The sequence below is a fragment of the Nocardiopsis sp. RV163 genome (assembly GCF_001029525.1).
GTDB classification, from domain to species: Bacteria; Actinomycetota; Actinomycetes; order Streptosporangiales; family Streptosporangiaceae; genus Nocardiopsis; species Nocardiopsis dassonvillei.
Window position 1 is genome coordinate 36041 of record NZ_LEKI01000025.1, and the last position, 11214, is coordinate 47254.

Annotated in this window: 10 protein-coding genes; 3 read left to right on the forward strand and 7 right to left on the reverse strand. The window is 72.1% G+C overall.

What is annotated here, in order from left to right:
* Positions 1 to 55: 55 nt before the first annotated feature.
* Together ABD54_RS07375 and ABD54_RS07380 are read left to right on the forward strand one after the other, a co-directional pair.
* Positions 56 to 1552: an aldehyde dehydrogenase family protein gene (locus ABD54_RS07375; RefSeq protein WP_394324532.1), complete on the forward strand. Its 1497-nt coding sequence runs from the start codon at positions 56 to 58 to the stop codon at positions 1550 to 1552.
* 29 nt (positions 1553 to 1581) lie between these two features.
* On the forward strand, positions 1582 to 3153 hold the full coding sequence (locus tag ABD54_RS07380) for a GMC family oxidoreductase (protein WP_047868678.1): 1572 nt from the start codon (positions 1582 to 1584) through the stop codon (positions 3151 to 3153).
* A 568-nt stretch (positions 3154 to 3721) separates the two neighbouring features.
* Here the strand turns inward: ABD54_RS07380 and ABD54_RS07390 are convergent.
* The 6 genes from ABD54_RS07390 to purS form a co-directional block, all read right to left on the reverse strand.
* Entirely contained in the window at positions 3722 to 3961 is a 240-nt protein-coding gene (locus ABD54_RS07390; protein ID WP_047868668.1) for a hypothetical protein, read from the reverse strand.
* Positions 3962 to 4276: 315 nt separating this feature from the next.
* On the reverse strand, positions 4277 to 6571 hold the full coding sequence (gene purL, locus ABD54_RS07395; protein WP_047868669.1) for a phosphoribosylformylglycinamidine synthase subunit PurL: 2295 nt from the start codon (positions 6569 to 6571) through the stop codon (positions 4277 to 4279).
* A 71-nt stretch (positions 6572 to 6642) separates the two neighbouring features.
* Complete coding sequence (locus tag ABD54_RS07400) at positions 6643 to 7164, reverse strand: hypothetical protein (RefSeq protein ID WP_047868670.1); 522 nt, start codon at positions 7162 to 7164, stop codon at positions 6643 to 6645.
* Between the two features lie 28 nt (positions 7165 to 7192).
* Positions 7193 to 7888 (reverse strand): phosphoribosylformylglycinamidine synthase subunit PurQ, encoded by a 696-nt coding sequence (gene purQ, locus ABD54_RS07405; RefSeq protein WP_047868671.1) that lies wholly within the window; start codon positions 7886 to 7888, stop codon positions 7193 to 7195.
* A 378-nt stretch (positions 7889 to 8266) separates the two neighbouring features.
* The gene (locus ABD54_RS07410) at positions 8267 to 8746 is read right to left on the reverse strand and encodes an ATP-binding protein (protein WP_047868672.1); all 480 of its coding nucleotides are present in this window, start codon (positions 8744 to 8746) and stop codon (positions 8267 to 8269) included.
* A gap of 239 nt (positions 8747 to 8985) precedes the next feature.
* Positions 8986 to 9231, reverse strand: coding sequence for a phosphoribosylformylglycinamidine synthase subunit PurS (purS, locus tag ABD54_RS07415; RefSeq protein WP_013156400.1), 246 nt, complete (start codon positions 9229 to 9231; stop codon positions 8986 to 8988).
* 281 nt (positions 9232 to 9512) lie between these two features.
* On the opposite strand from purS, the gene ABD54_RS07420 reads away from it, so the two are divergent.
* Entirely contained in the window at positions 9513 to 10148 is a 636-nt protein-coding gene (locus tag ABD54_RS07420; RefSeq protein ID WP_047868673.1) for a sigma-70 family RNA polymerase sigma factor, read from the forward strand.
* A gap of 113 nt (positions 10149 to 10261) precedes the next feature.
* On the opposite strand, the gene ABD54_RS07425 is transcribed toward ABD54_RS07420, so the two are convergent.
* Positions 10262 to 11214 (reverse strand): CPBP family intramembrane glutamic endopeptidase (locus tag ABD54_RS07425; RefSeq protein ID WP_047868679.1); only part of this gene is annotated, 953 nt, incomplete at its 5' end.

Sequence of the window (11214 nt, forward strand, 5' to 3'; positions counted from 1 at the left end):
TAACGATCCGGGGCAAACCGGACCCGTGAGCGAGCTCTACGCAACCCTGCCGTCCGTGCCGTACCTGGCGGAACCGGGGTCGGCGACGGCCACCAGCATCTACATCGACGGTCGTTGGCGGGCGGCCGGCAACGGCCGGGTGCGGGAGATCCTGAACCCGGCCGACGCCTCCGTCCTGACCATCGTCAGCGAGGGCGGAAGGGCCGACTCCGAGGAGGCCATCGCCGCGGCCCGCCGCGCCTTCGACGGCGGGGAGTGGCCCCGCACGCCCGCGGGGGAGCGCGGGCGCGTCCTCGACCGCATCGCGGACCTGCTCCAGCGCGACCGCGAGGAGATCGCGGTCATGGAGTCCCTCGACACCGGCAAGACCATCGAGGAGGGCGGGATCGACGTCGACGACGTCACCGGCGTCTTCCGCTACTACGCCGGTCTCGCCGACAAGGACGCGGGCCGCCTGGTCTCCGCGCCCGAGGGCGTGCACAGCAAGGTGGTCTACGAGCCCGTCGGCGTCTGCGGCATGATCACGCCCTGGAACTACCCGCTGCTCCAGCTCGCCTGGAAGATGGCCCCGGCCCTGGCCGCGGGCAACACCATGGTGGTCAAGCCCAGCGAGATCACACCGGTCACCACCGCCAAGCTGGTCGAGCTCACCACCGAGGCGGGAGTCCCGGCGGGGGTGGTCAACCTGGTCACGGGCAGCGGGCCCGACGCGGGCGCCCCGCTGTCCGAGCACCCCGACGTGGACCTGGTCTCCTTCACCGGCGGTCTGGCCACCGGCAGGCGGATCATGGCGGCGGCCTCCGAGACGGTCAAGAAGATCGCCCTGGAACTCGGCGGCAAGAACCCCAACATCATCTTCCCGGACGTGGACCTGGACACCGCCGTGGACTACGCGCTCAGCGCCGCGTTCTTCCACTCCGGGCAGGTCTGCTCGGCCGGGGCCCGCCTCATCGTGCACAACGGCGTCCACGACGCCTTCACCACCGAACTCGCCCGCCGGGCCGAGGCCATCCGCATCGGCCGCGGGCAGGACGAGGGCGTGCGCTGCGGCCCGCTGGTGTCGGCCGAGCACCGCGCCAAGGTGGAGGCCGCGGTCGCGCGCGGTGTCGAGGAGGGCGCCCGGATCATCGCCGGGGGCAGGCGGCCCGACGACCCGGACCTCGCGCAGGGCTACTTCTACCGGCCCACCGTGTTCGTCGACTGCGACCGGGCCATGGACATCGTCCAGACCGAGGTGTTCGGCCCGGTCGTGACCGTGGAGCGCTTCGAGACCGAGCAGCAGGCCGTCGAGCTGGGCAACGACACCGACTACGGCCTCTCCGGCGGCGTCTGGACCGACGACACCGCCCGCGGGGAGCGCGTCGCGGCGGCCCTGCGCCACGGCACCGTCTGGATCAACGACTACGGCCCCTACTTCCCCGGCGCCGAGTGGGGCGGCTACGGCCGCAGCGGGATCGGCCGCGAACTCGGGCTCGCGGGTCTGGACGAGTACCGCGAGGCCAAGCACGTCTACCGCAACCTGTCCCCCGAACCGCAGCGCTGGTTCGGCTGACGGTGACGAGCGACGAGAGGAACCGGACCGTGGACCCGACCGAGAGCACCTATGACTACGTGATCGTGGGAGGCGGCACCGCGGGATCGGTGATCGCCAACCGGCTCACCGAGGACCCCGGCACCACCGTGTGCCTGGTCGAGGGCGGCCCCGACGACCGCGGCCTGGAGCACGTCCTGCGCCTGCGCGACTGGCTGAGCGTCCTGGACGGGGAGCTCGACTACGGCTACACCACCGTCGAGCAGCCGCGCGGCAACTCCCACATCCTGCACTCGCGGGCCCGCGTGCTCGGCGGGTGCTCCTCGCACAACACGCTCATCAGCTTCCGGCCGTTCGCCGAGGACCTGGACGACTGGGTCGCGGCGGGCGCCCAGGGCTGGGACAACGCCACCGTGCAGTCCTACGCGGACCGGATCAGGTGCAACATCGTCCCTGTCGCCGAGAAGGACCGCAACACCATGGTCAAGGACTGGGTGGCCTCGGCGGCCGAGGCGGCCGGCGTCCCGGTGGTGGAGGACTTCAACGCCCTGACCTCGCACGGAGGCGGGTTCACGTGCGGGGCGGGTTTCCTGTCCATCGCCTACGACCCCTACACCGGCCACCGCTCCTCGGCCTCGGTGGCCTACCTCCACCCGATCATGGACGTGCGCGACAACCTCACCGTCATGCTGGAGACCCGGGTGGACCGGCTGCTGTTCGACGGCGACCGCGCCACGGGGGTCAGCGCCGCGGACGCGGACGGCGCGCGCACCACCGTCAGCGCCCGCCGCGAGGTGATCCTGTGCGCGGGAGCGGTCGACTCGCCCCGGCTGCTCATGCTCTCGGGGGTCGGCAACGCCGATGAACTGCGAGAGGTGGGCGTCGAGCCCCGCCACGACCTGCCCGGCGTCGGCGAGAACCTGCTCGACCACCCCGAGTCGATCATCATGTGGGAGACCAGCAGGCCGGTCCCGACGAACACGGTGATGCACTCCGACGCGGGCCTGTTCGTGCGGCGCGACGACTCCGACCCGCGCCCGGACCTGATGTTCCACATCTACCAGGTCCCCTTCGACGACAACACGAAGCGGCTGGGCTACGAGTCCCCGCCCGACGGATACGCGGTCTGCATGACGCCGAACGTCCCCCGCGCGCGCTCGCGCGGCAAACTCCGCCTCACCAGCGCTGACCCCGGTGAGAAGCCAGCGCTGGACTTCCGGTACTTCACCGATCCCGAGGGCTACGACGAGAGGACGATCGTGGACGGCCTCAGGATCGCCCGCGAGGTCGCCGCCACCGAGCCGTTCCGGTCCTGGATCACCAGGGAGGTCGCCCCCGGCCCCGGTGTGCGGAGCGACGAGGAGCTGTCCGAGTACGGCCGCCGCGCCGCCCACACCGTCTACCACCCGGCGGGCACCTGCCGGATGGGCGCCGCCGACGACGACGGCGCCGTGGTCGACCCGCGCCTGCGCGTGCGCGGGCTGCGCGGCCTGCGTGTGGCCGACGCGTCGGTGTTCCCCACCCTGCCGACGCCCAACCCCATGGTCACGGTCCTGGCCCTGGGCGAGCGCGCCGCCGACCTCATCCGCCAGGACGCCCTGGCCGGGGAGGACGCGCGGTGAGCGCCCCCGTGTCCGGGGCCGCCGATTCCCGTGCGCGGGAGAACCCGAAGGCGCGGCGCAAGCCGACCCCCGGGGCCGGGTGCGGAGCTGCTGTCGCGAGGGGTCCGAAGCGGGCCGGCGTCCTCTGCCGCCCGCTGTCCTTCTCGCGCTGACCCGGCGAGGAGGACCACCTCAGGCCGGACTGGACCGCATCACCGAGGGCTGCGAGACGGTGGGCACCGACGAGGTCGCGGCGAAGCGCGTCGGAGTCGTCCTCGGCGCGTCGAACACGAGTGACGTCGTCGATGACATGGCCGTATCGCTCGCGGTCGGAACCCGTTCCACGGTCGTCGCACCAGAGCTGGACGACCCGGTGTGGGGCCCGCTCACCGGGCGCGGACCGCTCGACGCCCTCCGGAACGCGCGTCCCTTCCCCACCCCGCCGGGGAGACCGGCTCCGAACGGCAGGTCGACCACGTCCCGCGCACCGGCGACCCGGCGCCCGGCGATACGGCCGACCCGGACGCACCGTACTCCGACCACCGACCACCGGCCGGTGGCCGTCGCGCTGACCCCGGTCCCCTGACCGTCAGGGGGAGCGGTGCTCGTACCTGCGGCGCCTGGACACCCAGTACACGTTCACGCACGCGGCGACGAAGCCCGCGCCGAGCAGTACGACCAGCCAGGCCTGGTCGGTCCACACGTACGCGGCGATCGCGCCGGACAGCAGTACCAGGGCGCCGAACACGGCCAGCACCGCACGGAAACCCAGGGCGCTCGCCGGACGCTCGTGGCTGCCCAGGGGGCCCTTCAACCTGCCGCGTCGCATGACCCGCTCCCTTCCGTCGCCGTACGCTCCTCGGCCTCCGGGCGCTCCGCGCGTGCCGCGGGGGCCCGGTCCCCTCTCCTTCCCGGTCCCCTACCCAGCCAGCGGCAACCACGCGGAAAACCTCCTCCGGCGCCGTACACGAAGGCGCGGGAGCGGCCACCGGGTCCGGTAGGGGGACGTCCTGGACCGCTACGTCTCCGCGCTGGGCGCGGGCCCCGGTGGTCGTCGCCGACTTCGGTGACGAGCGGATGGGGGGCGGCCGAGACGACGCGGCGGGGGCGCCCCGAAGGACGCCCCCGCCGCGAACGGTCAGTGTCACACGCCGTCCATCAGGGCGGGCAGGGCCGCCTCGTAGGAGGCGCGCAGGTCGGTCAGCGCGATCTCCACGGCGCCGCCGGGGTGGGTGACCGACAGGGCCTCGCCGCCCACGACGCCGATCTGCTCCACCGGCACGCCGTGCTCGTTGGCCAGCGCCACGAACGCCTCCTCCTCGCCCGGCCGCACCGCGACGACCGCGCGGGCACCGGACTCGCTGAACAGGGCGGTGAACACGTCCCCGTCCACGGTCACCCGCACGCCCCGGCCGCCGCGCATCGCCGACTCGGCCAGCGCGACCGCCAGGCCGCCGTCGGACAGGTCGTGCGCGGCCTCGGCCAGGCCCCGCTCGGCGGATGCGGCCAGCACCTCGCCCAGGGCGGCCTCGGCGGCCAGGTCCACCCTCGGCGGCAGCCCGCCCAGGTGGGAGTGGACCGTGTCGGCCCACGCCGAGCCGCCGAACTCCGGCCGGGTCTCGCCCAGCAGGAACACCCGGGCGCCTTCGGTGTCGAACGCCGTCCGCAGCCGGGTGCGCACGTCGTCGATCACGCCGAGCACACCGATCACCGGGGTCGGGTTGATGGCCACGTCACCGGTCTGGTTGTAGAAGCTCACGTTTCCGCCGGTCACCGGAGTGCCGAGCTGCTGGCAGGCGTCGGCCAGCCCGCGGGTGGACTCGGCGAACTGCCACATCACCCCGGGGTCCTCGGGCGAGCCGAAGTTGAGGCAGTTGGTCACGGCCAGCGGGCGCGAGCCCGTCGCGGCGACGTTGCGGTAGGCCTCGGCGTAGGCGAGCTGCGTGCCCGTGTACGGGTCCAGCCGGGTGAAGCGGCCGTTGCCGTCCGTGGCCAGGGCCACGCCGCGCTGGGAGTCGTCGGAGACGCGGATCATCCCGGCGTCGTGCGGGGTGGAGACCACCGTGTCGCCGCGCACGTAGCTGTCGTACTGCTGGGTGACCCACGTCGGGTCGCCCACGCCCGGGGCGCCCAGTACGCGCAGTACCTGCTCGCGTAGCTCTGCGTCGTCGGAGGGCCGGGGCAGCTTCCCGGCGTCGTCGGCCTGGAGCGCGTCCTGCGAGGCCGGGCGCGCGTACGGGCGCTGGTAGACGGGACCCTCGTCGGAGGCGGTCCGCGGCGGCATGTCCACCACGGTCTCGCCGTGCCAGGTCATCACCAGGCGGCCGCCGCGCTCGGCCTCCTCGGGGGTCACGTCGGTGACCTCGCCGATCTCGGTGGCCAGGATCTGCCACTTGTCGCAGATGGCCAGGAACTCGTCCAGCTTCGCGGGCTCGACGATCGCCATCATGCGCTCCTGCGACTCGCTCATGAGGATCTCCTCGGGAGTGAGCCGGTGGTCGCGCAGCGGGACCCGGTCCAACTGGACGCGCATGCCGCCGGTGCCGCCCGCCGCGAGCTCGGTGGTGGCGCAGGACACGCCCGCCGCCCCCAGGTCCTGGATCCCGACGACCAGGTCCTTCTCGAACAGCTCCAGGCTGCACTCGATGAGCAGCTTCTCCATGAACGGGTCGCCGACCTGCACGCTGGGCCGCTTGGCGTGCGACTCGTCGTCGAAGGTGGCGCTGGCCAGCACCGAGGCGCCGCCGATCCCGTCGGGGCCGGTGGTGGAGCCGAACAGCACCACCTTGTTGCCCGGGCCGGGCGCCTGCGCCAGCTTGATGTCCTCGTGCCGCATCACGCCGATGCACAGGGCGTTGACCAGCGGGTTGCCGATGTACCCGGCTCCGAAGCCGATCTCACCGCCGATGTTGGGCAGACCCAGGCAGTTGCCGTAGAAGGAGATCCCCGACACCACGCCGGGCAGTACCCGCTTGGTGTCGTCGGCGTCGGCCGGGCCGAACCGCAGCGCGTCCATCACCGCGACGGGGCGGGCTCCCATGGTGAGGATGTCGCGCACGATGCCGCCCACGCCGGTGGCCGCGCCCTGGTGCGGCTCCACGTAGGAGGGGTGGTTGTGCGACTCGATCTTGAACGTGACCGCGCGGCCGTCGCCGACGTCCACCACGCCCGCGTTCTCGCCCATGCCGACGAGCAGGGCGTCGTTCTCGGGCGCCTTCTCCCCGAACTGGCGCAGGTGCGCCTTGGACGACTTGTAGGAGCAGTGCTCGCTCCACATGACCGAGTAGATGGCCAGCTCGGCGGAGGTGGGGCGGCGGCCCAGGATCTCGCGTACCCGCTCGTACTCGTCCTTGGCCATGCCCAGTTCGGCGTACGGCTGGGGTGTGTCGGGGTTGTCGTGCGCCACGGCGACGGTGTCGAGACCAGGTGCTTCAGACATGCGTGGTTCCGTTCGGGGTGTGCGGGTGGAAGCCGGGCCGTGGCGTCCGACCAACGGCGCGGAAGGTCGGTTCAGGGCGTTCGGGGCCCGCTCGCGTCGCCGAGCATCAGCGTCGCCGGGGACTCGGGCTCGTCGTGGGCGGAGGTGTCGGCCAGCATGTGTTCGCCGTCGCTGAGGAAGACCTGCTCCGCGGGCGCTCCCTGGGGCTCCTGCTCCTCCCAGCCCCGGCCGAGGAGGTGGGAGACCACCGTGTCGACGGTCTCGCGCGAGTCCTCGGTCAGCTCACCGTCCTCGGTCATGACCATGACCAGCCGGACGCACTCGGTGCCCTCGCAGTAGACGTCGGCCTCCGGGTCGGAGACGTAGCTCAGACCGGAGGGCGCCTGACCGAGCACGTCCGCGTCCGGCGGCGGGTCCTGGGGCGGGGCGCCGTCCCGGCCCCCGTCCTGCTGGCCCTGGGGAGGGGGCGGCGAGGCGACGGGCGCCGAGCCGATGGCGTTGAACAGGCCGATGCCCGCGGACACCACCAGTCCGACCACGACCAGCCCCACGAGGACGAACATCGTCCTTCTGGAGCGCAGCAGCCCCATCATCGGCCAACCCTCCAGTTCGGGATGCGGCTCAGGCGTTCACCGGCGAACCGGCGGCCAGGTGGGCGAGGATCGAGGAGAAGAAGCCCAGGCCCTCGTCGGAGGGGCCGGTGAGCGCTTCGACGGCGTGCTCGGGGTGCGGCATGAGGCCGACGACGTTCCCGTGCTCGTTGGTGATCCCGGCGATGTCGCGGCGGGAGCCGTTGGGGTTGCCGCCGACGTAGCGGACCACGACGCGGCCGGTGGCCTCCAGCTCGTCCAGGGTGTGCTCGTCGGCGACGTAGCTGCCCTCTCCGCTCTTGAGCACCACCAGGACCTCCTGGCCCTCGGTGTAGGCGCCGGTCCACGCGGTGCCGGTGTTCTCCACGCGCAGCACCTGGTCGCGGTTGACGAACCGCAGCGAGGAGTTGCGGGTCAGGGCTCCGGGCAGCAGGTGGCTCTCGCACAGGATCTGGAAGCCGTTGCAGATGCCCAGGACCGGCAGCGCGCCGGAACGGGCGGCGGGGACCAGCTCCGACATCAGGGGGGCGAACCGGGCGATGGCCCCGCAGCGCAGGTAGTCCCCGTAGGAGAAGCCGCCGGGCAGGACCACGGCGTCGACGCCCCTGAGGTCGGCGTCCGCGTGCCAGAGCGGGACGGGTTCGGCGCCCGCCAGCGCGACGGCGCGCGCGGCGTCCTTGTCGTCGAGGGAGCCGGGGAAGGTGACGACGCCCACACGGGCTGTCATGAGCACACTCCGAGAGATCGGGTCGAGTCCGTCCCCGCGTGCACGGGGAGAGTGCGGCGAGGGAGACGCCGCTGCCTGGCCCCGTCCCTGGGGACGGTGCGTCCGCACTCCGCAGCGTACCCGCTCACCTGTGGTCGGGTACGACGGCGGAGCCCCTCGGGGGCCTTTTCCTTGGAGGATGCTCCGAACTCCCGTGGTCACCCGCCGCGTTCCGGTGTGGCATTCCACAGGCGGGACCGGTGCTGTGGGCAGGGCCCTGTGTGATGCGTCACGGGAGCGGCCCGCGCTCGCTGCGGGGCGGCGGGCACGCGCGCGGTCGGCGCGGTCTCGGCCCCGGCCGCCGCGCCCCGGGGCCGGGGAACACGCGGCCCGGCCTGCTCACATCATGGCGTAGCGCTGGTCCGGCACCCGCTCGGCGGCTCTCTCCTCCGGCGGTTCGTCGCAAGCCGTGAGCCGCTTGCGCAGCAGGACCGTCGTCTTCGGTTCCCCCTCGAAGGCGACCTCGTCCATGAGGTAGCGCATCAGCAGAATGCCCCTGCCCGATTCCGCTTCCAGACCGGGGAGGGGCGTGTGGTCAGTGGTGAACCGCTCCGCGAGCGCCACGGGATCGGGCGCTCTCCCGGTATGGGATATCCGCAGTTCACACCATCGCCCGCCCATCTCCGCCTCGACCCTGTAGTCACAGACCGGTCCGCCGTGGTCGATCGCGTTGGCACAGGCCTCGGAGACGGCCAGGAGGATGTCGTCGACGCAGTCCCGGCACACTCCCGCGCGAACGAGGAGGGTGCCCAGCACATCACGTGCGACGGCGACCGTGTACGCCTGCCTGGGGAGGGAGATCGAGAAATCGGCGTCCATTCGTACACCTCTCGTGCTCCGTCGTCGTGTTCATCCCGGCATGTTAGGAACCTTCCCCGAGGGCGTGCGGAGTAAAACGAACGACCGCGTCCCCGGCGGGGAAGCGGTCGTTCTCTCCGGAGTCCCGGGCACGTCGGAGGCCGTGCGGACGAATTCCCGCGGGTTTCTCCGCGGGTTTGCGGCGGCGGATTCCGGGTGGGGCGCGGCGCGAGAGGTGCTCCGGATCACATGCCCGGAGGTCAGTCCTCCACGCGCACGCTGTACTCCTCGATGACGGTGTTGGCGAGGAGGGTCTCGGCCAGGCGGCGGACGTCGGCGAGCTTGGCCTCGTCCACAGCGCCCTCCACCTCGACCTCGAAGCGCTTGCCCTGGCGGACCTGCTCGATCCCCTCGAAGCCCAGCCGGGAGCAGGCCCCGGCGATGGCCTGGCCCTGGGGGTCCAGGATCTCGGGCTTGAGCATGACGTCAACAACGACGCGGGCCACAGGGTCCTCCACAAGGAAAAGGGGTGTGCCGCACGTGCCTGCGGCGGGCGGGCCGCCTCCCCGGACCGGCGGGGAGGGGAACGTCGCAAGCGTACGGCACGCGCAAACGGGTAGGCATCCTGACCAGGAGGCGCGCCGGGCCTTTACCCCACGTTGGACAGTGCCGGTGACTGTTTCGGGGGTCCCGTGACTCGTATCACGCGGATTGATGTCATCATTGGAGGCCTTCGGCGGCGTCTTACAGAGTGGAAGTGACCGTCCGGTCGTCCTGAGGGGGAATCTTGACGACTATCGAAATGGACCAGGCCTCCACGACCGGTGAGACCCGCGACGGGGAGCAGGCGCTGGACTTCGCCACCGCGGTGACGCCGTTCGCCGACCAGCTCTACCCCACGGCCCTGCGGATGACCCGCAACCCCGCCGACGCGGAGGACCTCGTGCAGGAGACCTTCGCCAAGGCCTTCGCGAATTTCCACCAGTTCCGCGCGGGTACGAACCTGCGAGCCTGGCTTTACCGGATCCTGACCAACACCTTCATCAACAGCTACCGCAAGAAGCAGCGCGAACCGCGCCAGGAGACCACCGACGAGATCAAGGACTGGCAGCTCGCCGCCGCCGAGGCGCACACGTCGTCCGGCATGAGGTCGGCCGAGAATGAGGTCCTGGACCACCTGCCCGACTCCGACATCAAGCAGGCGCTCGCCCGTCTGCCCGAGGAGTTCCAGGAGGTCATCTACCTCGTCGACATCGAGGGCTACGCCTACAAGGAGGTGGCCGAGCGGATGGGGACGCCCCTGGGGACGGTGATGTCCCGGCTGCACCGCGCCCGCCGCCAGCTCCGCGAGATGCTCGCCGACTACGCCCGCGACCGCGGCATGAGGGTCCCCGCCTCCAGGGCGCACGCCGCCGCCGAGTAGCCGACCGCCAAGGGTCCGCCCCCGAACCCGGAGAACGGGTGCGCCCCGGGTCCGACGCTCCCGCCCGGTACTCGGACCGGGCCCGTGGACAGGGCCCGCTTCCCCCTGACCGATCACGCGTTCCGTTCCGCAGGGGCCGGGGCCCGCTCCGCGGGCGTCGCCTCCGGTCCCGTCCTTCGCGTGCGCAGCCACACCGCGGCCGTGACCGCGGCGAGGAGGACGCAGGGCACGAGCATGACGGGCGACCCGGCGCCCATCGACCGGTCCATCCCCTCCATGACGTCCGTGCGCGTGATGACGGTGATGAGGAAGGCGAGCGTGTTGTTGACCGCGTGGACGACCACGGCGAACTCCAGACCGCCCGTGCGCCACGTGATGAGGGCGAGGGCGACGCCCATCGTGAAGTAGTACAGGTTGAGCCACGGGTCGAAGGCCAGGTGGGCCAGCATGAACAGCAGGCTCGACACGAGGACGCCGAGAACGAGGCCGGTGCGCGCGCTCCGGCCCCAGCTCGCGGCGACACGGAAGACGAGCCCGCGGAAACCGTACTCCTCACCGGCCGACTGCAAAGGCGCCAGCAGCAGGATGACGGCGAACATGGCGATGAGGTCGGCGAACAGCCAGGATGTCTCGGGATAGGGCGTGAAGACCGAGAACACGGCCATGTAGACCGTCCAGACGGGCAGGATCACCAGGAGGGTCCGCCCGAACACGTCGGCTCGGAAGAGCGACCGGACCGAGTGCAGCGAGGTGCCCCGCACGCCGTAGAGCCACCGTTGGAGGAGCATGCTCCACGGCAGCAGCAGGGCGAGCCCGAGCAGGGCGGAGGCCTGGGCGACGGGGGTGAACTCGTCTCCGCCCAGCATCACGCTGGAGCGGCCGAGCGCCAGGTCGACGAACGCGCCGAGGAGCCCGACGGCGAAGGAGAAGACCAGCATCCCGCCGACGAAGAGGGCGAGGGCGGCGACGCCGCGCCAGACGCGCCGCTTCTCGTGGGCGAGGACGCGGTGGTAGGGCACACCGGCCGGGACCGGGCGGGGGCCGCGCCGCCGCCCGGTCCCGGGAG

Bases quoted from the DNA above. Each gene is read 5' to 3' on its own strand.
- ABD54_RS07390 (WP_047868668.1), bottom strand. From the start codon at position 3,961: ATGCGACGCGGCAGGTTGAAGGGCCCCCTGGGCAGCCACGAGCGTCCG.
- purL (WP_047868669.1), bottom strand. From the start codon at position 6,571: ATGTCTGAAGCACCTGGTCTCGACACCGTCGCCGTGGCGCACGACAAC.
- ABD54_RS07400 (WP_047868670.1), bottom strand. From the start codon at position 7,164: ATGATGGGGCTGCTGCGCTCCAGAAGGACGATGTTCGTCCTCGTGGGG.
- purQ (WP_047868671.1), bottom strand. From the start codon at position 7,888: ATGACAGCCCGTGTGGGCGTCGTCACCTTCCCCGGCTCCCTCGACGAC.
- ABD54_RS07410 (WP_047868672.1), bottom strand. From the start codon at position 8,746: ATGGACGCCGATTTCTCGATCTCCCTCCCCAGGCAGGCGTACACGGTC.